Origin of the sequence: Arthrobacter sp. Y81, from assembly GCF_002929335.1 — a bacterium.
Taxonomy (GTDB): domain Bacteria; phylum Actinomycetota; class Actinomycetes; order Actinomycetales; family Micrococcaceae; genus Arthrobacter.
This window is the reverse complement of record NZ_PJIL01000019.1, coordinates 18,990-43,633: the sequence shown is the minus strand read 5'-3', so window position 1 is coordinate 43,633 and position 24,644 is coordinate 18,990. Positions and strand designations below refer to the sequence as shown.

The window sequence follows — 24,644 nt, the reverse complement described above, 5'->3', positions numbered from 1 at the left end:
CGGCATGCGCCATTTCAGTTTTCTTAGCGACGAGCACGCCTCGCGCCTGTTCCACATCGCGCCGCAGGAGCTGAGCCTGGGCTCGGCCCCCGCGGTGCTGGCCGTGGCCCTGGGCGCCACGCTCTACACTCCGGCGGACCGCCCGAACCTGGCGCAGGATATCCGCAAACAGGCGGCCCGCGGCTGCCTGAGCATGGTGATCTGCCTCGAGGATTCCATCGCCGATGATGCTGTGGACTCCGCCGAAACCAACGTTGTGGACACGGTGACCCGGCTGCATGCCGGTTCCGCCGGGCCGCGCGGCGACAGCGGCCCCGACGGCGACTTCCACTCCGACGCGGGGCCATTGCTGTTTCTCCGCGTCCGCACCCCGGAGCAGATGCTGAGCCTGGCCCGCCGCTGCGGCAACGCGCTGGACCTGCTGGTGGGCTTTGTCATTCCGAAGTTTGAAAATGAGACCGGCCGGGCGCAACAGTTCCTGGATGCCCTGCATTTGATCAACGCTTCCCGCGGCGGCGGCCGCAGGATGCGGATCATGCCCATTATGGAATCTCCGCTGATGATCCACGGCGAGACCCGGGCCGGGACCTTGTCCGGTATCCGGGACCTGCTGCAAGCCAACCGGGAGGATGTTCTGGCCGTCCGCGTGGGCGCCACGGACATGTCCAGTGCTTTTGGCCTGCGCCGCTCCCGGGACCTGACCATCTATGATGTCAAGGTGGTTGCCTCCGTGATCGGGGACATCGTCAATATGCTGGGCAGGCCGGACAACGGATTCGTGATCTCCGGCCCGGTCTGGGAGCACTACAGCAACAGCGAGCGGGTGCTGCGCCCGCTGCTGCGGCGCACTCCCTTCGCCGACGCAAATGAAATGCCCCTGCGTGACCGGATTCTGACGGCCAACCTCGACGGGCTGATCCGCGAAATTGAACTCGATCTGGCCAACGGGCTGCTGGGCAAGACCGTCATCCACCCGACCCATGTCCCGCTGGTCCATGCCATGTGCGTGGTCAGCCACGAGGAATACGTGGACGCGCTGGAGATCGCCGGCAAGAACGGCGGCGGCGCCTCAGCCTCGCCATACGGCAACAAGATGAATGAGATGAAGCCCCATCAGGCCTGGGCCGTCCAAACCCTGCTGCGTGCCGCAGCATTTGGCGTGGCCGCCGAGAACATCACCTACGTTGACCTCCTGGAAGCGAGCATGAATTGAGCCAGCACCCCTGGACCGGCGGCTTTGTGCGGGACGCCCTCGGCGTCGGCATCAAGACGGACCACTCCGCCAGCCTGCTGCCGGTCGAGGCCCTGGTGGGACTGGCCCTGCGTCGCAACCCCAAGCGGGCCCATCTGCTGGTGTCCCGGGTGCTGGGCAAACACGTCCCGTCAGAACCCGGGCTGGTCATGGCCGCCGGTGAGCTGCTGGGGGTGCTCGTCGGCGAGGCGCTCTGCGACTCCCCGGAAGCGTTGCCGGCCTCCCGGACCATTGCTGCCGGGCTCGCCGCGGTCCTGCGAGGGGACACGCACGACGGCGCCCGGCGGGCCGCGCTGCAGAGCCTCCGGCGTCAGTTGGCCGGGTTGAAGTCCCGCAACCAGCAGATCATTACCATCGGCTACGCGGAGACGGCCACCGGCCTGGGGCGGCTCGTGGCCGACACGATCGGTTCGTATTACATCCACTCATCCCGGCACGCCCCGGCGGGCGCCGCCGCCTACGGGTCCTTCGAGGAAGCACATTCGCACGCCACCTCACACCGGCTGCTTCCCACGGACCCGCGGCGCCTGAATGCCCACGAACCGGTGGTGCTGGTCGACGACGAACTCAGCACCGGGGCCACGATCATCAACACCATCACCGAACTCCACGCCCTGGCACCGCATCCCAGCTACACGGTGGCCGCGCTCGTGGACCTGCGGACACCGGGTGACCGGGCCAGGTTCGACGAACTGGCCGATCGCCTCGGAACCCGCATCCGGGTGGTGGCCCTGGCCACGGGACAGATCACCTTGGGCACGGACATTCTCCAGCGCGCTGACGAGGTGGTGGCGGCACTGCCGCAGGCGCCGGCAACCCCCGAGGGGGCACCCGGAACGGTGACCTTCCTCGAGCCCGGGACGGCCGGCGCAGCTGTCCGCAGCGACCGGTTCGGCAACGGCGGTTCCCCCTCGGCGGCCACCCTGGCCGACATCGGGGAATCGATCCACCTGGTGCTTCCACAGGCGGCTGCCGCGGAGTCCGTCCTGGTCCTGGGCAGCGAGGAGTTCATCCACGTGCCCCTGGCCGTTGCCGATGCGCTGGACCGGCTGAATCCGGGCCGCGGCGTACGGTTCTCCACCACCACCCGATCCCCTATCGTCGCCCTTGATCGCCCGGACTACGCCATCACCAGCACGCTGCGGTTCGCCAGCCATGACGCCACCGTGGACGGGCCCGGTGTGCGCTTCGCCCACAATGTTTCCCCGTCCGGCCGCAGATTCGGCACGATCGTCCTGATGCCCGAACCTGGAACCACCGCGGATGTCCTCTCGGGTCCCGGCAGTGTGACGGAGGCGCTCAGCGCCGTCTGCAGCGCGGTCGTCGTCGTCCTCCTGCCTGCCTCACCCATCCTCCCGGCGCCGCTGGCCGGACCGGCGTTTGGGTCCTACGCCCCGGAGGAAGTCACTTGGCTGCTGAAGGACATCGGTGATGCCGCGTTGGAAGCGCCAGCGGCCGATCGTGAAGCCGCCATGCAATCGGGCGGGGCGAACTATGCCGAGTCCCTGCCGATCGAATATTCGCCCTCTGAGCAGTACCAGCAGCTATACCGGGACGCCTTGGAACGTTCCTCGGCGCGCGTCGCGCAGGCCGTGGGCACTGTGACCGAGATGGCGCTGGCCGCGCGTCGCAACCGGCCGGTGCTGGTTTCCCTGGCCAGGGCCGGCACACCGGTCGGCATCCTGATGCGCCGCTGGGCGCAGCAGATCCACGGCATCGACCTTCCCCACTACACGATGAGCATCGTGCGCGGAGTCGGGCTGGACCAGACGGCGCTGCGATACCTGGCCTCCCATCATGACCCGGAACAGATCCTCTTTGTGGACGGTTGGACCGGCAAGGGTGCGATCACCCGCGAGCTCTCGGCCGCCCTCGACCGCTTCGCCGAAACCGACGGCATTGCCTTCCCGAAGGACCTCGCCGTGCTCGCCGACCCCGGGCACTGCGCCGCCATGTACGGCACGCGGGAGGACTACCTCATCCCCTCCGCCTGCCTGAACTCGACGGTGTCCGGTCTCGTGTCCCGCACGGTCCTCAACGCGGAGTTCATCGGCCCGGACGACTTCCACGGGGCCAAGTTTTACCACCAGCTGCGCGGTGACGACGTCTCGCGGGATTTCCTGGCGGCCGTTTCCGCCCATTTCCCAGCAGTCGAAGCGTCCGCCCGGGCAGCAGCCCAGGCCCTGCTGGCCGCGGACAGGACGCCCACCTGGGCCGGCAGGCTCGCGGTAGAAATCCTCGGCCGGGAACACGAGATCGACGACCTGAACCTCATCAAACCCGGGGTCGGCGAGACAACCCGGGTGCTGCTGCGCAGGGTGCCGTGGAAGGTCCTGGTGCGCCCTGATGCCGCGCCCGAGATAGCCCACATCCTGTTGCTGGCTCAGCAGCGCGGTGTCCCGGTGCTGGAGGTGACGGACCTGCCCTTCAGCTGCGTGGGGCTCATCGATCCGACGTTCAGCGGGGTATCCGGTGCCGTTGGAGTTCCTGCGGCGGCGGCCCTGTGAATTCCGTCCTGGTGGCCTCGGACCTGGACCGGACACTGATCTACTCCGCGAAGGCCTTTTTCCTGGACGTCCCCGACCACCTTGCACCGGACATGGTGGTTGCCGAGCTCCACGAGGGGGTCCCGATCTCGTTTATGACCCGCACCGCGGAGCGGCTGCTGCTGGAACTGACACGGACAACCATCTTCGTCCCGGTGACCACCCGGACCGAGGCCCAGTACCGGCGGGTCCGGCTGCCCGGTGCCGTGCCTGAATATGCGGTCACCACCAACGGCGGTGTCCTGCTCAAGAACGGTGAGCCGGACATCGAATGGCAGACCACAGTGGGGCAACGGGTCTCGGAGGGCTCCGCGCCGCTGGCCGTCGTCGAGGAATTTCTGTCCCGGGAGGCCTACCGGTCCTGGATCCTCCGGCTGCGCCGGGCCGAAGAGCTCTTCCTCTACGCCATGGTGGACCGGGAGCTTATGCCTGTGGAATTCGTGCGGGACCTGGACGCATGGTGTGCCTCGCTCGGCTGGACGGTGTCCGTCCAGGGCCGCAAGCTCTACTGCGTACCGCACGCGGTGACGAAAAACAGCGCCGTCGCAGAAGTCGCCCGGCGCACTGGGGCCTCCCGCGTGATCGCCGCCGGGGACTCGCTGCTGGACGGTCCGATGCTGGCCGAAGCTGACGTCGCCTTCCGTCCCTCCCATGGAGAACTCGCCGCCATCGACTTCCGCAGGCATCATTTACGCGTGACCGATGCCCGAGGCATCTTGGCAGGCGAGGAAATCTCCCGGCGCATCCATGCGCTGGTCCAGCGCTAAGGCACGCGTCTGCGGATGGCAGCCCGGCCGGCCGTGGACAGTGCCCGGGGCAGCAGTTCCCGCTAGATTGCTGGCCGGCCGGCAGACCAGATCCGGACGCGGTGTTCGGGTCGGCACAGGCTGACGGCCGCGCTGTCAGCCAAGAGCCTCGCAGACCTCACTCGGGTCCCGGCCGTTTTCCTGTTGAGATGGTGCTTCTTGAGCCGGCATGGGCGGGGTTCTGCCGTCCGGGGTGCAGCCTGATGTTCCAGCGGAGATCATGACGCGGCAGCGGCGGGTACTTCCTGGTTCAGCTCATGTTCCGAGGCCGGCGACTGGTCTCTCAGTGGCTGGTGCGGGCTTGTGTCGGCGGTCCTGGTTTCGTTCGCGGTCCGGCTGGGGAGCAGGTTCATGGCGTCGGCGGACGGAGTGGCGGGTTCGGCGAAGTACGTCATGAGGCTCAGGCCGGGGCGGACGCTAGGGCTAGGACTTCGTAGCCGATGGTCATGTCGCAATTCGGTTATCCACTGCTGAAATTGGGAGCCACTGGGGTACTGAGATTTCGGCGTTGGCACCCGGGGTTACTGGCTGCGGATTTGATTCTGTTCAGGCTCGGCGATGGCGGGCACGTCGGTTGTTTTGCGGCTGGCATCGTGACGGACCGTGGCGTTCCAGGTGGCCAGCAGGTTCAATGCGTCATACCCGGGGGTGCCTGGCTCGGCGCTGTAGGCGATGAGAGTAAGGCCTTCATCGCCGGGCAGTTGCATGGCCTGGAATGTCAGTTCAAAGTCCCCCACGACCGGGTGATGATAGCGTTTCACCCCGGTGCGGTGGAGCCGCACGTTTTGCGCGGCCCACATGGTCCGGAAGTCCTCGCTTCGAGTGGACAGCTCTCCAATGACTAGAGTCCACTCACGCGCAACCCGGAACAATAAGAACCGGCCGCCCCTGTGAGCGGACCAGGACAGCGGACACCGAGCCTTCGAGGAACCGGTCCATTGCGGCAAGGATGCCGGGCCGGCGGCCGCCCACGATGATCAAGGATGCGCCGGCGCTCTTCGCCAACCGCCCGAGGGCCGGCGCAACGTCACCATTGAGCACCCGGAACGACCACTCCGCGCCCGGCGATCCGAGGACGGCTTCAACCCTAAGCAGGAGCTCACCCGCGGGAAAATCAGTCTCTTCGTTGGCCGCGGGGTCCAGCGAAAGAGCTGTGCGCGAGCCGCCCGGCTCCCACTCCGTCAGGTAGCTGGCAGGATCCACGAACGCACAGACAAGATGCAGACCCAGACCGGCAGCGAGGTTCGCCGCTGCCACGACCAGCCTCTCCGAAAAATCCCAAGCCACGCCCACAACGATCGGCCCGTCCGGCCAACTCTCATCGGACATGAATCTGCAATAGCTCAACGGGCCCACCGAATAATCCGCGCGACCGCTCAAGCTCAACGACGTCCATAAGCGACAGGATAGCCAACCCAGGTCTGGCTTGCACCGGAAGAGCGACCTGTCCCCCGGCACGCAACTGCAACGAACGGGCCAGCGGTGGTAGCGTTCCGGCATGAATGACGCCGCCGCATTGGCCGTTGGGTTCAACGAATGCATCAACGCGCGGAACCTGAAGGGGATGACGCGACTTATGGCCAATAACCATACGTTCATCGATACGGCCGGAACGGCAGTCATAGGCAAGGCTGCCTGCACTGAAGCCTGGCGCGGCTTCTTCGAGTCTTTTCCCGGGTACAGGAACATCTTTGAATCCGTATTGTCCCGCGGCGGCCAGGTCACAATCGTCGGCCACACCGTGTGCCCAGGCGTCCCCTCGCTCGCGGGACCTGCGCTGTGGACAGCAATTGCCGTCGCGGACGGGCTAAGTGAATGGCGCGTCTACGAGGACACTCCGGAAGAGCGACGCCGCCTGGGCATCGACGATGAGTGGTTTACCCATGCCACCGCGCGTTCCTGACTGCAGGCCATGGCCGCAGATCTGGCGCGCCCTGATTGTCTTAGGAGTGGAAGACCTACTGTTTTGCCGCGGACGGACGACGGCGACGTCCGTTCGGCAGTTGCGCCCGCCGCAACGCATGACGGGGTTATACGGGGGCTCCTCCTCCGCGTCCGGTGTGTTCACGAATTGTTCATGGGAGCAAAGTATGTTCGGTCGATGAACGTTTTTGACCTGGCCCACCATGGCTTCACTGTGCTGGATGACGATGACGACGACCCCGTCCTGCTAACTCCCGAAGGCACACCTGTCGACATCTGGAGGGAGGGTTACCCCTACGGGACCAGAATGACGCGGGAGCAGTACGAGATGGAAAAGCGGCTGTTGCAGATCGAACTGCTCAAGCTGCAGAAGTGGGTCAAGGCCACTGGCCGACGTCTCGTGGTGCTGTTTGAGGGCCGGGACGCCGCGGGCAAGGGCGGCACGATCAAACGATTCACCGAGCACCTGAATCCGCGCGGCGCCCACGTTGTGGCGCTGGAAAAGCCCAGCGAACGTGAACAGTCGCAGTGGTACTTCCAGCGCTACGTCACCCACCTGCCGGCCAAGGGAGAGATCATCATGTTCGACCGCTCCTGGTACAACCGTGCCGGGGTGGAGCGGGTCATGGGGTTCTGCACCGATGACCAGTACCGGGGCTTTCTCCGTCAGGCCCCGGCCTTCGAGTAGGTTCTGACCAACGACGGCATTGACGTGGTGAAGTTCTGGTTCTCTGTGTCACGGACAGAGCAGCTGACCCGGTTCGCGATCCGTCAGGTTGACCCGGTGCGGCAATGGAAGCTCTCCCCTATGGACCTTGCCTCACTGGATAAGTGGGATTCCTACACCACTGCAAAGGAGACCATGTTCCTGGCTACGGACACGGCGTGGGCGCCGTGGACCGTGGTCAAGAGCAACGACAAGAAACGCGCCAGGCTGGAGGCCATGCGCCACGTTCTGCACATGTTTGACTACGACGACAAGGACACCGAACTGGTCTCCGCACCGGACAGCCTCATTGTCGGCCCGGCGTCGAGAATTTTCGAAGACGGCGAAAGGCCCGGAGCCTAAGCCGACCATCCACCGTCGGGCCCACGGTTCCTGCATTCGGCTGCAGGAGGTGCCGGCCGCCACAAGCGCCCGGCCACCCGTCCTCCCTGAAGTCCGCGTCACCGGTGCTGGTGAACTCGACCAACACCTAGCGCGCGGTCTCGCTGACGTTCGAGCAATTCATCTACGGATGGGCAAACGCACTACCAGCAGATGAAGCCCGCGAACTGTACGAGACCTTCCGTCCTTTCACGGAGGCCAAGGTTTACACCCAAATCCTGAATGGGCCACTGCTGATTTTCTCCGGCGAAAAGGACCACACCGTTCCCTGGTCCATCGCCCACGCGTCCTTCAATCGGCAGGAGCGCAACCCGGGACTCACCGAGATCAAGGAAATACCCGATCGCGGCCATTCACTGACCATCGACCACGGCTGGCGCGACGTGGCGGACACAGCCCTGGAGTTCATCAAACATCACGGCTAACAGGCCGCTGCGCGCCAGGTTGAGCTGCCGGTCACGTCCGGGAGGCGTCAGCCGATCAGTTCCGCGCGTTCCTTGACGGCGTTGACGTAGCCTGTGCAGTCCTGTCCGAGGTCCGGCACGGTCCGCCAGATCATTCCCAGCAGAGGGCCGCTGAATTCCTCTCTCACGCGCAATTGAGTTTTCCCTCCCTGAGGCGAGAGCGTGAACGTCCGGACACCGGTGAACAGGCCCATCGGCAGGCCGCCGGTCCAGGTCATCACCTCTCCGGGGATCTGTTGAACGCGCAGGCGGAAGCTTCGGTGTCCGCCGGTGATGGTTCGGATTCTGATGGTGCCGCCGTTGCGTATCTGTCCCTCGATACGTGTGATTCCGGAGTCCCAGACGGTGTAGTTACCTTCATCGGTGATGATGTCCCACACGGTGGAGGAGCGGGCGTAGATCATCGTTTCTGCCTCAAAGGATTTCATACCCCGACAGACTACCCAGCGCAATTTACGACTGTCGCTGGACTTCGGGCTACTGCGGTGAACAGCACATGAACAGGGCGGGTCTGACGGTTGCGATGATGTTGACGCAAGCGCATACCCGCTCTCTCCGGCTGCCGCCACCACCATGGGGCGCGTTACACGCTTTGCGGAACGCTGACGGCGGTGGCGCCGGGTGGGGTGGTCCAGGGGCTGACGGGGTTGCCGATCCAGTAAGTCCCGGCGGGGACGGTTTCCCCGCGCATGACCAGGGATGCGGGCCCGACGGTGCCGCCGGCCCCGATCCGGGCGGCGGGAAGGATGACGCCGTGCGGGCCCATGGTCGCGCCGGACTCGAGGGTGACGGTGTCGATGCTCATGACCCGGTCGTGGAAGAGGTGGGTCTGGACCACGCAGCCGCGGTTGACGGTGGAGTTCGCGCCGAGGGTGACCAGGTCCGCTTCGGGGAGCCAGTAGCTTTCGCACCAGGTGCCGGATCCGATCCGGGCGCCGAGGGCACGGAGCCACCAGACCAGGGCGGGGGTGCCGGCCGCGGCCCGGGCGAACCAGGGGGCGGTGACCATTTCGATGAAGGTGTCCACGACCTCGTTGCGCCAGATGAACGAGCTCCACAGCGGATGCTCCCCTGCGCGGATGCGTCCCACGAGCAGCCATTTGGCCGCGACCGAGCTTCCGGCGGCCACGGCACCGGCGGCCAGGACCACCACGGTTCCCAGCAGCGCCGCGGCAAGGTAGCCGCCCCGGGTGGCGATCAGGTCAAGGACTGCCAGGACACCGGCGGCGATGGCAGCGGTCAGGATCACCGGAACGGCGCGGCCCAACTCCCAGCAGGACCGGTAGATCTTCAGCCGCAGCGGGGGGTTGAAGGTCAGGCTCTGGTCCATATCCATCCGTGCCCGGCGCAGCCGGACCGGCGGGCTGCCCAGCCAGGACGTCCCGGACTTGGCCTTGGACGGTGTCGCGGACAGGACGGCGACGAGGGAGTTTTTCGGGACGCTGCGTCCGGCCCCGGTCATCCCGGAGTTGCCCAGGAACGCCCGTTTGCCGATTTTGGCCCGTCCGATCTTCATCCAGCCTCCGCCGAGTTCGTAGGAGGCGATCATGGTGTCATCGGCCAGGAACGCCCCGTCCCCGACCGTGGTCATCGAGGGCAGCAACAGTACGGTGGACGCTTCCACGTTCCGGCCGACCGTGGCGCCGAGGAGCCGGAGCCAGACCGGGGTGAACAGGCTGGCGTAGAGCGGGAAGAGCAGGTCCCGGGCGATGTCCAGGACGCGTTCGGTGGCCCAGACCCGCCAGCCGGTGAGGCTGCGGACCCGGTAGTGGCCCGGGGCCAGGCCCAGGCCCAGCAGCCTGACGATGGTCACGATCAGGATCATGTTGGAGGCGAACCAGATGACGGCCGCCACCGGGACCGCCCACAAAAGCACCGGCCAGGAGGAGGCGAGCGAGTCCTGGCCGTGGATGGCCCGAACCACGACCAGGGCCCCTGCTGCTGCCGAGATGTAGGGAATGGTGGCCAGCAGCGCGGACGCGACGGCGTAGACGGGGAACCAGAGCCGGGCACCGGGGCGCAGCGGCGGCGGGGCGGGCCAGTCCTGCTGTGCTTTGCCGAGGCGTTGTGCCGGTGAACCGGCGAACCGCTGGTTGGCTTTGACTTTGCCCAGGACCGCCGAGCCGGGGGCGACTTCGGCCCCGGCACCGATCCGTGTGCCGGGCATCAGGGTGCTGCGTGAACCGACGGTGGCGCCCGGTCCGACCCGGACGTGTCCGATATGGACCAGGTCTCCGTCGATCCACCAGCCCGACAGGTCCACTTCGGGTTCGATCGAGGAGCCCGTGCCCAGGCTCAGCATCCCGGTCACGGGCGGGACGGAATGCAGGTCCACGTCCTTGCCGATCTTCGCGCCCAGGGCACGCGCGTAGTATGGCACCCAGGGTGCGCCGGCGAGGCTGACGGCGCCGGAGAGGTCGGCGATCTGTTCGGCGAGCCACAACCGCAGGTGGACCTTGCCGGAGCGCGGGTAGCTGCCCGGGGCGATGCCGCGAAGCAGGATCCGGGCTGCTGCGGCGGAGAGGGCCATCCGTCCCCATGGGCTGACGAACACGGCCCAGGAGGCCAGCACCCACCACCACGACACGGTCGGGGCTGCGCGAAGCACCCCGGTGGCGAGGATGTTGTTGATGGCCATCAGATAGGTCAGCCAGCGCATGGACACCAGCAGCTGCAGCGGGATCCCTGCCAGGAGCTGGAAGATCCTAGATTTCAGTGCGGTCGGCTGCACGTGCCGTTCGGCCGCCTGGATGGCTTCGTCACCCCCGTCGGGCTGGGACAGCCGCGCCAGCTCGGCCAGGGCGCCCAGTCGTGGCTGCGCGTAAATGTCCGCTACCGTGATCGTCGGGTAGCGCACCCGCAGGGCCGAGACCAACTGAGCCGCGGCCAGGCTGCCGCCGCCGTGGGCGAAGAAGTCGGCGTCCAGGCCCTCCGGAGCTGAACCGAGCACCGCAACCCACTGCCCGGCAATCCACGCGGTGCGTTCGTCAAGGTCCGCCAGAGGCACCGCGTCACCCTCCGGAGGGTTTCCCAGCGGCCAGGGCAGGGCATTGCGGTCCACCTTGCCGCTGGTCTTGACCGGCAGCGAGTCAATGACGGTCAGCATGGGAATAAGGGGCGCCGGGAGGCGGCCGGCCAGAAGTTCCCGGGCCCGGGCCAGATCGGGAACGACGCCCGGCGCCGGTGCAAGGTAGCCGACGAGGATCTGGTTGCCTGCGGCTGTGGTTTGCACGGCGACGGCGGCCCCGTGGATGCCGGGCAGGGACTGGAGGGCTGCGTCGATTTCGCCCAGTTCGATCCGGCGTCCGCCGAGTTTGACCTGTTCATCGGCGCGGCCGACGAAGATGAGTCCGGCCTCCTCGTAGCGGACCAGGTCACCGCTGCGGTATGCCCGGTCCCAGCCCAGGGTGTCCATGGGAGCGTACTTCTCCGCGTCCTTGGCCGGGTCCAGGTACCGGGCCAGGCCCACACCGCCGATGATCAGCTCCCCGATCTCACCTTCTACCACGGGGATCCCGGCCGGGTCGACGACGGCAAGGTCCCAGCCGTCCAGGGGCAACCCGATCCGCACCGGGCCTTTTCCGTCCATTTGCGCGGCGCAGGCCACCACGGTCGCTTCGGTCGGTCCGTAGGTGTTCCAGACCTCGCGTTCGTCCACGGCGAGCCGGGCGGCAAGTTCCGGCGGGCAGGCCTCACCGCCGAAGATCAGCAGCCGGACCGCCTCGAGGGACTCAGCCGGCCACAACCCGGCGAGGGTAGGGACCGTGGAGACAACGGTGATGCCGTTCGTGATCAGCCACGGACCCAGGTCCATGCCGGTCCGGACCAGGGACCGCGGGGCCGGGACCAGGCAGGCGCCGTTGCGCCAGGCCAGCCACATTTCCTCGCAGGAGGCGTCAAACGCCACGGACAGCCCGGCCAGGACCCGGTCCGAGGTGTTCACCGGCTCGACCGGCAGGAACAGGCGCGCTTCGGCGTCGACGAACGCCGCAGCGGAGCGGTGCGTGACCGCCACACCCTTCGGCGTGCCGGTGGACCCGGAGGTAAAGATCACCCACGCATCATCGGCCGGCGTGGCCTGCCGCGGCGCCGGGAACGGCCGGACCCGGTCCGGGGAGGTGATGACCTCACCGGCACGCAGGACCCCGGCGACCCCTGCCTCATCAAAAACCAGCCGTGCCCGCTCGTCCGGGTCATCGGCGTCAACCGGAACATAGGCCGCACCAACATACAGGGCGGCCACGATCGCGACGTACAGCTCGTTCGTTCCGGACGGGATCCACACTCCGACCTTGTCACCGGCGCCGATCCCGGCCTGATGCAGCCGCACGGCGTAGGCCTTCACCTCGCGGAGCAGCTCCGCATAACTGAGCGAGGCCCGACCGTCGTCGAGCGCGGAGGCATCCGGGAACCGCCCTGCGGTTTCCAGCAGGATCTGAATCAAAGTACGCGGCGGGGCAGCGTCAGCAGCACGTGCCAGTTGCGCGCGAGGGGTTGTCACCATCCCATTGTGTCCGAGGCCCGGCGCGGCGGCATCGATCCTGCCGTAAGAGTCAGGCTCGCCAACGGATGTGACGTTCATAGTACTTCTCCGATCCGGATCGCCAGGGAGGCACGGCACCCGGGAGAGCCCGCCCTTCGTGCTCCGACACCGTCGCAGCTAGTCGAGGCCGGCATGGGGAACCGGGCGTCCCCTGGACAGTTCGGTCAGCTCGGCCAGTTCGGCCAAACGATGTGCCCGTGCGGACTCTGCAGGGGTGAAGGGCGCCTGCGGGCGGGCGAAAAACAAGGGCCCCAGCCGAGGCGACGGTATCTTCAGCAGCAGACCCTTCGGGTGATGCAAGTGCGCACCGGGCGGGTCCGGCACCAGTTCTGCCCCGAGGAGGTCAGCGACGGCAAGCTGCAGTTCGTCCGGATTCCCCGCCACCCGCAGAGCAAGGCTCAGGGCTTTCGTCTGTCCGTCGGCCAGGGCCAGCGCAGTGGTTGGCCAGGCCGTGGCACTTCGGCCCCCGCCGGCCTCCGCGGCGCCGAGCAGATCAAGCTGTGTCACGTATTCCGGTGCAGAGATAAGGAGCTCCGTCAGGACCCCGCCGGGGACCGGGTGGAGCTGCAGACCGAGCACATCGGTCTTGCTTCCGGCCAGGCTGCGGGCCAATTTTCCCTGCGCCGACGCGTGGTCATCCACAAGGGTCCGGACCCGCCAGAGTGTGGCTGACGTGTGCAGCCGCCGCTGGTGGCGCAGAGCCGGCGCGTGCAGCCAGTCCCGCAACGCACGCCTGACGGACGGCTCGGCCACCCAGATCACCAGAACCGTCGCCGTCAGGGTTAACACCAGCACCTTCTGAAAATAGGGCATTTCGGTGTTCACCACCGCGGCGTGCACCAACAGCTCCACGGGCAGCATCACAGCGACGTTCGCAAGGGTGAGGCGCACCTTATGCGGATGGGGCAACTGCCCGCAGACGTCGCAGGCCAGCGCCGCGCTGGCCGCATCCCGGTCCGTTCGTTTCATGGCTTCATAATCCCGCTCCCGCCTTTCGTCCGGATGACGGCCGGACCAACACCGGATCAACGGTTAACCCGGCCCCTTCACAACCGCCGGTAGACCCCCGGACCCCGACCCTGGTGTGACATGCCGGGCACGTCACACAGATCACATGAGCCACAACGGCTCTTTGAAGATGCGCCACAGGACCTGCGGATAACCTTGCAAGCATGAAATCGTTCGAGGCGGAGACCCTAATCCTGGCCGGATCCGGCACGGTGTGGGACATCATCACCGACGCGGAAACTACCCGGTCTGGGATTCCGGAATCACAGAGGTCAACGGCAAGGTGGGCCACGGCGAACGGATACGGGTCCGGACCCGGGACGGCGGCAAGAGAACCTTCCGCCTCCGGGTTGATCAAATCCCCGGAAAGCTCACGACATGGACCGGAGGACTTCCGCTGGGACTGCTGCAGGTCGAACGCACCTTTACGCTGGCGGACTACACCGGGATCACCCATCTGAAGGTCAGGGATACGGCCAAAGGTCCGCTGACCGGACTGGTCCGGAAAACGGCGCGCGGCACCCACCCGGCCCTGACCGGCTACGTTGATGCGGTCAAATTCCGGGCCGAACTGCTCAGTTTCCACCTCGAAGGCGGAATCTTTCCCGGCTCGCCCGTCCCCGGCACGCCGGACGACGCAGAGACGCCAACCGAACCGCGCGGGAGCGCCCGCTAGTCCCATCCGCTGCACGGGCAGCTGCCGGGTCGGCAACCCGGTCATGCCGGGGACCGACCTACTCCGACGGCTTCGAGGACCTGTAGGGGCCTGTACCCGGCATCCGGTGCAGCCGCCGGTTCGGACTTTCCGGCCCGGAGACCTGGCCTGTTCCTGCCGCCTCCGGAGCCCTACAATCGTTGTGGACGCAACCGGTCAAGGCACCCCCGGGCACCGCCCGCAGGGGGAACCACAGCACGTTCCAGCGGTGCCGGCAAGGATGCGGACAGTGACAGACATTCAGGGGCTCATCAGCTCCCTCGAGCCCGAAGACCACGCCCTGCTCCAGGAACGAGGCCCCGGGCAGCTCCTCAGCCCCGACATGCTCGATGCCATTGACCGCGCAGCCGGCGGCCCCGGCGAAGGCCGCGGCTACTACGTCGTGCGCGGCAGCCTGGTACCGCTGGAACGACGCCAGTACTACCTCCGTGATGACGTCGTTGCCGCACTCTTTGCCCCCTCAACGCTGGAAGGCGCCGCCGGGGCGGACGCCTGACCGCCGTGACATCCGACGACCAGCTCGAAACGGAACAAAAATACGACGCCGAGACCTCCACTCCGCTTCCGGAGCTAGTGGACATCCCTGGTGTGGAACGCGTCGCGGTGCCGGTGTCAGACCATCTCGAAGCCGTGTACTTCGACACCCCGACCCTTGCCCTCGCCGCGCGGCGCATCACCCTGCGCCGCCGCACAGGAGGGGCCGACCACGGATGGCACCTCAAACTCCCCGCCGGCGATGACCGGCGGCAGGAACTCCACGCCCCGCTGGGCCAACCGGACTCCGTGCCGGAGGAGCTGGCCAACCACGTGCACGTCTACACCCGGGGTGAGCACCTCGTGCCCGTCGCCCGGCTGACTACCCAGCGCACCACGCACCGGCTCTACGGGCCTGGCGGCGAGCACCTGGCCGATTTCGCCGACGACCGGGTGCATGCCCAAGCCCTGCACCCGGCACAGACAGAGCAGCAGTGGCGTGAATGGGAGATCGAACTCGTTCATGGCGCCGACCGTCTCTTCGCGGCAGCCGAAGGAACCATCACCACAACGGGCGCGGTCCGCTCGGCGCAGGCCGCCAAGCTGGCACGGGCACTGGGTGAGGCCTGGCCGCCCGAACGCGTGCCCGGCATCCGGGAGCCGAGGAAGAAGGGACCGTCAGCCGACGTCGTCACCGCCTACCTGAACGACCGGATCACCGAATTCCTCATCCATGACCCGGGCGTACGCCGCGAAACCCCGGACGCGGTCCATCAGATGAGATCCGCGACGCGACGCGCCCGCTCAGCCCTGACGACGTATCGCCCGCTCTTCGACAAGTCCGTGGTCAAGCAGCTTGCGGATGAATTGAAGTGGCTGGCCGGGATCCTTGGGCAGGCTCGGGACGCGGAGGTCATGCGCGAACGCCTCCACCTTCACCTTAGTGACCCGCCGGAGAAGGACAGCACAGGCCCGGTCCGCGCGACAATCGAACGCGAGCTCGACACTAAATACAACACCGGATATCGGAAAACACTCGAAGCCCTGGATTCCGGGCGCTACTTCCGGCTCCTGAAAGACCTCGAAAACTTCCGCGACGACCCGCCCACCAAGCCGCGCGCCGCCAAGCCCGCCCGCGGCGTCACGGCCCGGCTGGTAGACGAGACAGCCAGACGCCTCAACCGTGCGCGCAAAGCCGCTAAGCGGGCCAGATCGCGGCGCGACCGCGACACCGCACTGCACCAGGTGCGCAAAGACGCCAAACGCCTCCGGCACGCCGCCGAATCCGTCGCCTCGATCCACGGCAAACGCTCCGCGAAACTGGCGACGGCAGCCAAGCGGCTGCAGCAGATCCTGGGCGACCACCAGGACAGCGTCCTTGCCGTGGCGCTGCTGACACGCCTCGCCGCCGCACCGGACCTGCCCCCGGATGCAGACCGCATCTACGCCCGGCTGCTGAAGATCGAGGAGCGCATCTCCCGCGACACCGAAACTGCGTACCGCAAAGCCGCCACAAAGAACGCGCTCAACATCCGGCTGCGCCACTGACGAGGGACCCGCGGAGGCCAGGCCGGCTCAGGAGATCCCTGCACGTCCTGCCAGACGAAGCTTCAGGCCGGGCCAAGCACCAGCGCCTGAACGGTCGCTACTTCCGAATGTCCCGAAACGGCCCTGATGCTGAATATCTCCGTATCAAGCAACCGCCTGTCTCCAGTGCGGGGATCCCTGATCCAAAACAGATTTCCCGACTGCGGGGTGTCCGCCACGCTGCCCCGGTGAACAAGTTGACCGCCAGACCAGGCTTCAATCTCCTGGCCCACAGCCGGCACAACGCAGGAACCGATTTGAGGGGCCTCGCCCGTCTCAACCAATGCATTCGTCCGTTCAAGGCAATCCGTCACCGCTCAACAATGCCCGACACACGTTGACCCTTTCTTTCGAGGGGATGACCATCTGATGTCGGCAGGCATTCCCACAAAGGAATGCTAGGGCGGCGCGCCTCCTTGACTTCGCTGCCCCCGCATCATGAACTGAACCTTGCCGTGTGATGAAGCAGGCGTTGGCGGCTCCAGTCATTCCCGTCCCGGAAAACACACCGGAACGGGCCGGAGAAACAGGCCACAGCAGATGAAAACCAGCAACAACAACGAAACCCGGCTCGAAGCGGTACGCGCCGGCGATACCCTCACATTGCAGCGCTTCCGCTTCAGGGTCCTGTCCTCGCACCTGCAGGAAGATCTGGTCACGCTGGAACTGGACGACGCCCCCGAACAGCCACTGACGCTCATCGGGATCCCCTCCATGGCAGTCACCATCGAATCCCCTCACGAGAGCCAAGGCCGTAGCGAAACGAATTCTTGGTGAAGCCTGACACCATCCGGCCGGCATTGGCGGCAACCGAAAACCTCACTGTCTACTCTGGGCTGGTGGATTATTTTGAGTCGGAAGCGCTGATCAATGCACGGGCCTCGACGGTGTGGGAAGTCATCACCGACGCCGGGAACCTCACCGTCTGGGAATCCGGGATCACCGCCATCGACGGAGAACTGCGCAACGGTGGAACGGTCCGGATAAAAGCCTCCGACGGTGGCGTGCTCCGGACCCGGATCCGCGTCCAGCAAATGCCGGGCGAAGTAATGACCTGGACCAGTGGCCTGCCGCTCGGCCTGCTGAGACGGACCCGCACCTTCACGCTGTCGCCACAGGCCGGACTCACCCACCTCACGGTCAAGGAAGAAGTCAGCGGGCCACTGGTGAAGTTCCTCGGAAACACCGGCCCGGACACCGCCCAGACCCTGAATGACTACGTCGGCGCCGTCACGAAACGCGCCGAGCTCATCGACCGGAGCTCATGAACCACACGGTCAGCTCAGCCTGGGCACCGGATTTCACGCGGCCAGCCGGCGCCGGATCCAGGCGGAGAACTGGTCCACCACGATGATCAGCGCCAGCACGATGACAATGTGGGTGAGCATGGCATCGAAGCGGAAGGATTTGATGGCCTGATTGATGAGGAGGCCGATGCCGCCCGCGCCCACGAGCCCCAGCACCAGGGATGACCTGCGTTGACATCGAACCGGTACAGCAGCAGGCCCACGAACTGGGGAACAACCATGGGCAGCGTCGCGTTGGCGACCTGCTGGATCCGGCTGGCTCCGGCGGTGCGAAGCGCTTCCTGCGGGCCGGCGTCGATCTCCTCCATGGACTCCGCCCACAGCTTCCCCATGACGCCCGTGTTGTGGCAGATCAGAGCCAGCACGCCGGCAAAGGGGCCCAGGCCTACGGCCGTGACGAAGATCAGCGCGAAGACGATGTCCGGAACCGCCCGGAAGAAGGACAGCACGGAGCGTGCCGCCTAGTAGACCAGCCGGTGCGGGGTGGTGGTGTTGGCGGCCAGCACGGCCAGCAACAGGGCGAAGGGCACCGAGAGCGTGGTTCCCAGCAGCCCGATCCACAGCGTGACCAGGGTGGCTTCGAGCCCGGGTTGGACGGTCTGTTCCCAGTCCAGGTCCGGCGGGAAACCGGCGCCGGCACCACCGCCGAAGGCGTCCAGGCGTGGATGGGCGCAGACAAGGTCGAAGCCATTACCGCCCTGATCGAAGCCGGCGGCGGAACCGCGTCGGCGAAAACTGTCCGGAACGCCTTCGCCCGGTTCAAAAAGCTGCTGGCTGATTCCTACGCGGCCAACCCGCCCAAGCCATTGCCCGGGGTCGAAGACGCCATCCGCGAACTGCAGGGCCGCGGGGTCAAGGTCGCGCTCACCACCGGGTTCTCCCGCGATGTCGCGGAGCCGCTACTGGCGGGGCTGGGATGGACCATAGCGCACGACGGCGGCAGCACGGGCGGCGGTTCCGGCACCACCGGCGGCGCGCCAGGCGGCATCGTGCTTGACGCGGTGGTCTGCGCCGATGACGTTGCCGCCGGGAGGCCCGCGCCGTACATGATCCACCGCGCGATGGAAATCACCGGAATCCAGGACGTCCGGGAAGTGCTGGCCGCCGGGGACACCTCAAATGACCTGCTGGCCGCCACGCGCGCCGGCGTCACAGCCGTGGGCGTGCTCACGGGGAAGCTTGACCGGACCGCCCTCCAACAGCACCCGCACCACCACATCCTTGATGGCGTCGGGGACATCCCGGCGGTTCTGGTCTAGGGGCACCGCCTGCGCCGGAGGTCCGGCGCATCCCCGCAGTCGATTCCGTCAGCGCCCTGGCTGACACAACGGGTCACCGTGGTGGTTTGACTCAGGCGGCGGCCGGTTCCGCTCCCGGATCCTGTGCGGTGACGTCACTGCGTACACGGCCGATCTCCAGATCGGCCATGTCCAGCAAACGCCGGCCGCCGGCCAACTCGTCCAGGATCCAGAACAGGCCGTGCTCGGGGACCCGCTCGGTCACCCGTCCTCGGTGAACGAGGGCACCCTTGTACCGGGCGACGATGAAATCCCCGGCAGCGAGTTCATGGCACGTACCAACAACAGTCTCTTCACCCATGGTCATGAGTCGCATCCCTTCCGAAGCGTTCCGCTCTCACAGAGTGCACGTCCAAGGTTGCCCGAAAGTTTCCGCCGCATGATTTCTTCGTGCCCCGCGCACGGAGCCGCGAAAACCCTAAGGAAGCTGATGGACGCCTCCGGTTCCGGGCATCAAACTGTTTTGATGGACGACACGGAAAAGCACGACACCATCGCCAAAGTCACTGACCGGCTCGCTGCACGCTACCCCGACGCGCCCCGCTCCCTCGTAGTCCGGGTCGTCGCGGAGGAATACGAGTCACTGGACGCCAGCAGGATACGGACCTACATCCCGACTCTCGTCGAACACGGAGCCAAGAACAGACTCAAACGCGAGTTCGCCGCCGAATCCGCGGAACTCTGACGCCCCAGAAGCCTACGCCGGAAGGGTTCAACTCCACCTGGTCGGATCGGGTTCAGTCTCCGACGGCTTCGCGGCCGCGGCGCACGATGAGCGGATCAGCGTCATGAACGACCGAGGTGTTCTTATCGTCATAGTCGAATTGGTTGAGGAAGAAACGGATGGCGTTGATGCGTCCGCGTTTTTTGTCGTTGGACTTGATGGTGATCCACGGCGCGTGGTCAGTATCGGTGCGCAGGAACGTCTCTTCCTTGGCTTCCGTGTAGGCCTCCCACCGGTCCAGGGAGGCCAGGTCCACGGGCGAAAGCTTCCAGCGCCGCACCGGATCGATCTGGCGGATTGCAAAGCGGGTGCGCTGCTCGTGGCGGGTCACCGAGAACCAGAACTTGTTCAGGTGGATTCCGGAGTCCACCAGCATCTTCTCAAAAACCGGCGCCTGCTCCATAAAGGTGCGATACTCCTCGTCGCTGCAAAAGCCCATGACCCGCTCCACGTTCCCCCGGTTGTACCAGGAACGGTCGAACATCACGATTTCACCCGCGGTGGGCAGGTGCTGGATGTAGCGCTGGAAGTACCACTGGCCCTGTTCCCGGTCCGATGGCTTGCTCAGTGCCACGGTCCGGGCCGAGCGGGGATCCAGGTGTTCGGTGAAACGCTTGATCGTCCCGCCTTTGCCAGCAGCGTCGCGCCCCTCGAAAACGATCACGTTCTTGAGACCGTGGTCCTGGCCCCAGTACTGGAACTTCAGCAGTTCGACCTGCAGGCGGTATTTCTCGAGCTCGTATTCCTCCCGCGACATCCGCGCCTCGTACGGGTAGTCCTCGCGCCAGGTCTCCACCGCCGAGCCGCCGGGATCGATGAGTTCAGGGTCTTCGCCCTGCCCGCCCCGCACGGTGTAGCCCAGCTCCACGAGACGGTCAATGGCGTGGCGGAGGTTGTCCCTGACCCACCACTGGTCCCCGGGCGTCCACGGCATGCCTGCCTGAGCCATCCGGGTCTCCTTCCGGCTTCGCCTAAGCGTCGACGGCAGTTTACAGCACGGATCGAGAGCCGGAGAAGGCACTTCGAAAAGCCGGTCCACACAGACACAGGCCGGGAATCAGCCGACCGCAAGGATCAGGAAAAGGGCCGCGAGAACCAGAGCGGTGGGCGCCATGATGAGGCGCTCCGGTTTGCTGCGGGAGATCCCGTTCATGATCACACCGAGGACGAAATAGGCTGTCAGCACCCACATGGATACTGACGTGACACTCTCGCTCACCAACGGAGGGACCAAGCCGGCTTTGGCCACCGCCGCGTACCCGAACAGGGCGTAGAGGACTATGGACACAGCACTGCCGACCCTCAGTCCGGCCGGCAGCACATCGTGCTGTCCGCCCCAGGCAAACCTCCCAAGTGACGCGCCGCCGATCAGCGCGCCCTGAAAAACGGCCAGACCGGCCAGAACCGCGCAGGCGGCCACCGCGGCGAATTGGTCAAGCATCATAAAACCCCCATCTTCCTGTCCCGCCAAGAGAACCCTTTTATGCGAAATAGCTGTACCAGCACAAGGTGAACACTCAGTGTCAGGGATGGGGAATGGGGATCAACAGTCCCACCGCGCCGGCGATCGAGAGGGCGGCGCGGACGTGGTTGGCTGGAATCCAGGATTGCTCGAAGCTGTGCCACTGCCGATCCGGCCGGCCACCGCCATTCCTGGACAGACGGTTGTTCAGCGGGACGTTCACCAGCATGGTGGACGCCCACCCCGCCAGATAGGCTGCCGCTCCGGCGACCCGTATCGGTGACTGGGCCAGCGGATCGGTGGCCGAGACGACGGCGAAGGCGCCGCAGGCCGCCGCGGTGCCGAAGAACAGGATCATGAATGGAGGCCTCACCGCCTTCTCGTTGATAGAGACCATGGTCGCGATGGCCTCCGCCGCCGGCCGCCCTCGAAGGGCAGGCATGACCACAGTGGAAAAGGCGAGGTAGAAGCCGCCCGCCACTGCGGAGCCGGTACCCGCGATCACGGGCAGCCACCCGTTCATTGAAGGCCGCCGGGGACAAGGACAGGAGCGAGTACGGAATTCGTCATAACTCCTAGCCTGCCTCGACATGGTTGGACGATGAATGCTTCAAAGTCCACCAGACATCTGCCACCGTCTATTCTGTGAAGCATGGATCCCTTGTCACAGTTCCTCACCGGACCCCGGGCGCAGTCCGCGTTCACACTGCGCGTAGTGATGGACCCGCCCTTCTCCATTGACGTTCAGGACGGAGCAGCGCTGACTGTGATCGTAGCGGTCAGCGGAAAAGCCTGGATCACCGCAGAGGGAAGCGCCCCGCGGTCCCTGAGTCCAGGACAAGCGGCCACTGTCCGCGGTCCTGCCCCTTACTGTGTCACGGACACGCCGGGCCGGGCCCCGACAGTGGTGATCGACGCCGGGCAGTCGTGCCGGACCCCAGATGGGGAACACTTGGAGCTCACGATGTCCCATGGTGTGCGGACCTGGGGTAATAGCCCCGATGGGGCCACCGTCCTGTTGATCGGCACCTACCAGACAGCGGCGGCGGCCGGCCAGCTGGTTACCTCCGCCCTGCCTGCACTGGCCGTCTTCGACAGCGAGGAGACCGACCCGGTCCTGCTGAAACTGCTCGAGCGCGAGCTCACCCACCCCGGGTTGGGGCAGGCGAGCGCCCTGGATCGGGTCCTGGACTTGTTGCTGCTGCATCTGGTGCGCGTCAGGGTAGACCGTGCGGAGGATGCGCTCCCCAGCTGGGCAGCAGGAACCCGAGACCCCATAGTTGCCCATGCCCTGGCTCTCCTGCACGAGGAGCCGGCCGCGCCGTGGACTGTCGCAGAGCTGGCAAGGCGGGCGCATGTGTCCCGGGCTACCATGGCCGCCCGGTTCCACACCGCTGTTGGGCAGCCGCCAATGTCCTACCTGACTACTTGGCGGCTGGCCCTGGCTGCAGACAGATTGGCATCCAGTGCCGCTACCACCGCGGTCATTGCCGGCGAGGTCGGCTACAGCAATGCCTTCACGTTCAGCACCGCCTTCTCCAGGGTCTACGGTGTCAGCCCTACAGGCTACCGGCGCTCCGCACACGGCTCGGGCCTTCCCGAGGACAGGATGCATCCGAACTAGACATCCCCGGCTCCTGAAACGGAGCCGGGACGCTTTTTCGGACGCTACGGCGTGGCGTAGCTGCCGAAGAGCCTGCGGGCAGTCGCGCCGTCCATTCCGTCGTAGTCCATGATGATGTGCTGTGCGCCGGCGCTTCGCAGCCGGTCTTCGGGACAGTAGCCGCTGAGGACCCCGACTGCGATGCACCCCGAGGCGACGGCGCTGGCGATGTCGTATTCCGTGTCGCCAAAGTACAGGGCCTGGCCGTCCTGCCGCAGGCCCTCCAGCGCCCCGACCTTGTCCGAGGCCCCGGTGAGGACCTCGTCGAAGCAGTCAGCGAGGCCGAAGTACTCCAGTTCTTCGCGCAGGTATTGCTCTCCGGCCGCGGAGATGACCGCGCAGTACTCGCCGGCGTCGTGCAGGGCCCGGAGGAATCTGGCCGCGCCGCCGCGGATCGGTGCGTTCCGTGAGGCCATGGCCCTGTTCCAGTGGGATGCCGCCGTTCCAAGGTCGTCCCCGGAAACACCGAGTCGGAGAAACATCTCGTCCATCGGGAGGATGAACTTGCGGTCGAACTCAAGGGGATCGATGAGCGGCGCCCCGACAGCGTCCAGGGCCGTGTTGGTGGCGAAGCATGCTCGCGCGGCGTCGTCGGCTATGGTGCCGTTCCAGTCGAACAGGAATTTCATACGGCACCCGCCATTGCCGCCGCCGTGAGGCCCAGCCCGGCAGCCGTTCCGGCCCGCAGGCCCTCGGGGCCGCTGAACCAGTGGATCTTCTCGGGGAGGGCCCACAAGCTCACCCTGGAGTGGAGATCCGGGCGCTCGTCCGGGCGGCACGAGAGCAGCACGACTTCACCTCCCAGATCAACGTGGACGGTCCGTAGCGGACCGTTGGGCTCCACCAGGATCGCCGTCCCTTCCGATGCCCAGGCGTCGGCCCGGCTCGGAGTGCCCAACACGACATCCTCTGGCCGGATGCCCACCTTCGCGTCGGAACCCAGCCCGGATTCCGTCCCGGCAGGGCCTCCTTCCGGGAGCTGGATGCGTCCGAACGCTGAGGCCAGCTGACCCGGCCGGTGAGGGATGGCTGCCAGCAGGTTCATCGGGGGTGCCCCGATGAACCCGGCCACGAACGCCGAAGCCGGCTCGTCGTAGAGTTCGTCCGGAGTTCCCAGCTGGATGATGCGCCCGCGGTTCATAACGGCGATCCGGTCGGCTATGGACATGGCGTCCTGCTGGTCGTGGGTCACGGTGACCCCCGTAGCTCCTTCCTGGCTGATGAGCTGGTGGATTTCCGCCCGCAGCGAGATGTGCAGCTGGGCGTCCAAGCCGGACATGGGCTCGTCCAGGAGGACGACGCCGGCGTGTCTGGCCAGTGCCCGGGCCAAGGCTATGCGCTGACGCTGGCCACCGGACATCGCCTTTGGCCGCCGGTCCAGAAGATCTTCGACGCGCATGCGTACCGCGGTCTCACGGGCCCGCTCTTCGGCGTCCTTCTTGGACAGGCCAAGGCCATGGCGCAGCCCCAGCGTGATGTTGCCCAAGGACGACAGGTGGGGATAGAGCGCGAAGTTCTGGAAGACGATGGAAATGTCGCGCCGGTGGGCAGGGACGCCGTTCTGGTCCTTGCCATCCAGCAGGACACGGCCGGTGTCGGGGTCCTCCAGTCCTGCGATGATGCGCAGGAGTGAGGACTTGCCGGAGCCGGACGGGCCCAGGATAGCCAGGCTTTCGCCGTCGTGGATGTCCAGATTTACGTCGTCAAGGGCCGTGACTTGGCCGAAGCGCTTGGAGATGTTTTGGACTGAGATGGAGGGCATGC

General features: G+C 66.2%; 26 protein-coding genes and 2 pseudogenes. 14 read left to right on the top strand and 14 right to left on the bottom strand.

The genetic code is table 11. From position 1 onward, the window contains the following. Positions 1-4: 4 nt before the first annotated feature. From CXQ91_RS20150 to CXQ91_RS20140, 3 genes are read left to right on the top strand one after another with little or no spacing between them, the layout of a single operon-like run. Positions 5-1,213, top strand: a complete 1,209-nt coding sequence (locus tag CXQ91_RS20150) for an HpcH/HpaI aldolase/citrate lyase family protein (protein ID WP_104175664.1) — start codon at positions 5-7, stop codon at positions 1,211-1,213. Then, entirely contained in the window at positions 1,210-3,759 is a 2,550-nt protein-coding gene (locus CXQ91_RS20145; protein WP_104175663.1) for a phosphoribosyltransferase domain-containing protein, read from the top strand. Before CXQ91_RS20150 ends, CXQ91_RS20145 begins: the two co-directional genes overlap by 4 nt. Next, a complete protein-coding gene (locus tag CXQ91_RS20140; RefSeq protein WP_104175662.1) occupies positions 3,756-4,565 on the top strand; it encodes an HAD family hydrolase in 810 nt (269 codons plus the stop codon). Before CXQ91_RS20145 ends, CXQ91_RS20140 begins: the two co-directional genes overlap by 4 nt. A 257-nt stretch (positions 4,566-4,822) precedes the next feature. Here CXQ91_RS20140 and CXQ91_RS24870 read toward each other — a convergent pair whose 3' ends face one another. From CXQ91_RS24870 to CXQ91_RS20130, 3 genes are all read right to left on the bottom strand, one after another. Next, a complete protein-coding gene (locus CXQ91_RS24870) occupies positions 4,823-4,999 on the bottom strand; it encodes a hypothetical protein (RefSeq protein ID WP_181038971.1) in 177 nt (58 codons plus the stop codon). Positions 5,000-5,125: 126 nt separating this feature from the next. Then, positions 5,126-5,404 carry a hypothetical protein gene (locus CXQ91_RS24865; RefSeq protein WP_258074154.1) on the bottom strand — a complete coding sequence of 93 codons (279 nt, stop codon included), beginning with the start codon at positions 5,402-5,404 and terminating at the stop codon, positions 5,126-5,128. Between the two features lie 52 nt (positions 5,405-5,456). Beyond that, positions 5,457-5,933: a universal stress protein gene (locus CXQ91_RS20130; RefSeq protein ID WP_104175661.1), complete on the bottom strand. Its 477-nt coding sequence runs from the start codon at positions 5,931-5,933 to the stop codon at positions 5,457-5,459. 169 nt (positions 5,934-6,102) lie between these two features. Between CXQ91_RS20130 and CXQ91_RS20125 the strand changes: the two genes are divergently transcribed. From CXQ91_RS20125 to CXQ91_RS25805, 3 genes and pseudogenes are all read left to right on the top strand, one after another. Next, positions 6,103-6,507: a nuclear transport factor 2 family protein gene (locus CXQ91_RS20125; RefSeq protein ID WP_104175660.1), complete on the top strand. Its 405-nt coding sequence runs from the start codon at positions 6,103-6,105 to the stop codon at positions 6,505-6,507. Positions 6,508-6,705: 198 nt separating this feature from the next. Beyond that, positions 6,706-7,596 (top strand): annotated as a pseudogene (gene ppk2 / locus CXQ91_RS20120) (polyphosphate kinase 2). A 143-nt stretch (positions 7,597-7,739) separates the two neighbouring features. After that, complete coding sequence (locus CXQ91_RS25805) at positions 7,740-8,060, top strand: prolyl oligopeptidase family serine peptidase (RefSeq protein WP_374953686.1); 321 nt, start codon at positions 7,740-7,742, stop codon at positions 8,058-8,060. A gap of 47 nt (positions 8,061-8,107) precedes the next feature. On the opposite strand, the gene CXQ91_RS20115 is transcribed toward CXQ91_RS25805, so the two are convergent. The 3 genes from CXQ91_RS20115 to CXQ91_RS20105 all read right to left on the bottom strand — a co-directional run bounded on the left by CXQ91_RS20115 (position 8,108) and on the right by CXQ91_RS20105 (position 13,611). Continuing rightward, on the bottom strand, positions 8,108-8,527 hold the full coding sequence (locus tag CXQ91_RS20115) for an SRPBCC domain-containing protein (protein WP_181038969.1): 420 nt from the start codon (positions 8,525-8,527) through the stop codon (positions 8,108-8,110). Between the two features lie 155 nt (positions 8,528-8,682). Beyond that, positions 8,683-12,603 carry a Pls/PosA family non-ribosomal peptide synthetase gene (locus tag CXQ91_RS20110; protein WP_104175704.1) on the bottom strand — a complete coding sequence of 1,307 codons (3,921 nt, stop codon included), beginning with the start codon at positions 12,601-12,603 and terminating at the stop codon, positions 8,683-8,685. 156 nt (positions 12,604-12,759) lie between these two features. Further along, positions 12,760-13,611 (bottom strand): amino acid-binding protein, encoded by an 852-nt coding sequence (locus CXQ91_RS20105; RefSeq protein WP_104175658.1) that lies wholly within the window; start codon positions 13,609-13,611, stop codon positions 12,760-12,762. A 253-nt stretch (positions 13,612-13,864) separates the two neighbouring features. Here CXQ91_RS20105 and CXQ91_RS20100 point away from each other — a divergent pair, with 253 nt between their 5' ends. The 5 genes from CXQ91_RS20100 (at position 13,865) to CXQ91_RS20075 (ending at position 17,694) form a co-directional block, all read left to right on the top strand. Next, positions 13,865-14,326, top strand: a complete 462-nt coding sequence (locus CXQ91_RS20100) for a hypothetical protein (RefSeq protein ID WP_104175657.1) — start codon at positions 13,865-13,867, stop codon at positions 14,324-14,326. 268 nt (positions 14,327-14,594) lie between these two features. Next, positions 14,595-14,861 (top strand): hypothetical protein, encoded by a 267-nt coding sequence (locus CXQ91_RS20095; protein WP_104175656.1) that lies wholly within the window; start codon positions 14,595-14,597, stop codon positions 14,859-14,861. 5 nt (positions 14,862-14,866) lie between these two features. Continuing rightward, positions 14,867-16,387, top strand: coding sequence for a CYTH and CHAD domain-containing protein (locus CXQ91_RS20090; RefSeq protein WP_104175655.1), 1,521 nt, complete (start codon positions 14,867-14,869; stop codon positions 16,385-16,387). Between the two features lie 579 nt (positions 16,388-16,966). Beyond that, a complete protein-coding gene (locus tag CXQ91_RS20080) occupies positions 16,967-17,203 on the top strand; it encodes a hypothetical protein (protein WP_104175653.1) in 237 nt (78 codons plus the stop codon). Continuing rightward, positions 17,200-17,694 (top strand): SRPBCC family protein, encoded by a 495-nt coding sequence (locus CXQ91_RS20075; RefSeq protein ID WP_181038968.1) that lies wholly within the window; start codon positions 17,200-17,202, stop codon positions 17,692-17,694. Before CXQ91_RS20080 ends, CXQ91_RS20075 begins: the two co-directional genes overlap by 4 nt. Before the next feature lie 33 nt (positions 17,695-17,727). Here CXQ91_RS20075 and CXQ91_RS24860 read toward each other — a convergent pair whose 3' ends face one another. Beyond that, positions 17,728-17,889, bottom strand: coding sequence for a hypothetical protein (locus CXQ91_RS24860; RefSeq protein ID WP_181038967.1), 162 nt, complete (start codon positions 17,887-17,889; stop codon positions 17,728-17,730). An 83-nt stretch (positions 17,890-17,972) separates the two neighbouring features. Continuing rightward, positions 17,973-18,182, bottom strand: a pseudogene (locus tag CXQ91_RS25405) (PhnE/PtxC family ABC transporter permease); the annotation flags it as partial. Positions 18,183-18,398: 216 nt separating this feature from the next. Between CXQ91_RS25405 and CXQ91_RS20070 the strand changes: the two are divergent. Then, positions 18,399-18,992: an HAD family hydrolase gene (locus CXQ91_RS20070; protein WP_374953685.1), complete on the top strand. Its 594-nt coding sequence runs from the start codon at positions 18,399-18,401 to the stop codon at positions 18,990-18,992. A gap of 91 nt (positions 18,993-19,083) precedes the next feature. Here CXQ91_RS20070 and CXQ91_RS20065 read toward each other — a convergent pair whose 3' ends face one another. Further along, a complete protein-coding gene (locus CXQ91_RS20065) occupies positions 19,084-19,338 on the bottom strand; it encodes a hypothetical protein (protein ID WP_258074152.1) in 255 nt (84 codons plus the stop codon). Between the two features lie 159 nt (positions 19,339-19,497). On the opposite strand from CXQ91_RS20065, the gene CXQ91_RS20060 reads away from it, so the two are divergent. Next, positions 19,498-19,716 (top strand): three-helix bundle dimerization domain-containing protein, encoded by a 219-nt coding sequence (locus CXQ91_RS20060; RefSeq protein WP_104175702.1) that lies wholly within the window; start codon positions 19,498-19,500, stop codon positions 19,714-19,716. A 52-nt stretch (positions 19,717-19,768) separates the two neighbouring features. On the opposite strand, the gene ppk2 (CXQ91_RS20055) is transcribed toward CXQ91_RS20060, so the two are convergent. The 3 genes from ppk2 (CXQ91_RS20055) to CXQ91_RS20045 form a co-directional block, all read right to left on the bottom strand. After that, on the bottom strand, positions 19,769-20,704 hold the full coding sequence (ppk2, locus tag CXQ91_RS20055) for a polyphosphate kinase 2 (RefSeq protein WP_104175650.1): 936 nt from the start codon (positions 20,702-20,704) through the stop codon (positions 19,769-19,771). A gap of 108 nt (positions 20,705-20,812) precedes the next feature. Next, positions 20,813-21,199, bottom strand: a complete 387-nt coding sequence (locus tag CXQ91_RS20050; RefSeq protein WP_104175649.1) for a hypothetical protein — start codon at positions 21,197-21,199, stop codon at positions 20,813-20,815. A gap of 79 nt (positions 21,200-21,278) precedes the next feature. After that, complete coding sequence (locus tag CXQ91_RS20045) at positions 21,279-21,740, bottom strand: DUF1772 domain-containing protein (RefSeq protein ID WP_258074151.1); 462 nt, start codon at positions 21,738-21,740, stop codon at positions 21,279-21,281. 129 nt (positions 21,741-21,869) lie between these two features. On the opposite strand from CXQ91_RS20045, the gene CXQ91_RS20040 reads away from it, so the two are divergent. Then, a complete protein-coding gene (locus tag CXQ91_RS20040; RefSeq protein WP_104175647.1) occupies positions 21,870-22,841 on the top strand; it encodes an AraC family transcriptional regulator in 972 nt (323 codons plus the stop codon). Positions 22,842-22,885: 44 nt separating this feature from the next. On the opposite strand, the gene CXQ91_RS20035 is transcribed toward CXQ91_RS20040, so the two are convergent. Next, the gene (locus CXQ91_RS20035) at positions 22,886-23,509 is read right to left on the bottom strand and encodes an HAD family hydrolase (RefSeq protein WP_104175646.1); all 624 of its coding nucleotides are present in this window, start codon (positions 23,507-23,509) and stop codon (positions 22,886-22,888) included. Beyond that, on the bottom strand, positions 23,506-24,642 hold the full coding sequence (locus CXQ91_RS20030) for an ABC transporter ATP-binding protein (RefSeq protein WP_104175645.1): 1,137 nt from the start codon (positions 24,640-24,642) through the stop codon (positions 23,506-23,508). Before CXQ91_RS20030 ends, CXQ91_RS20035 begins: the two co-directional genes overlap by 4 nt. Positions 24,643-24,644 lie beyond the last annotated feature (2 nt).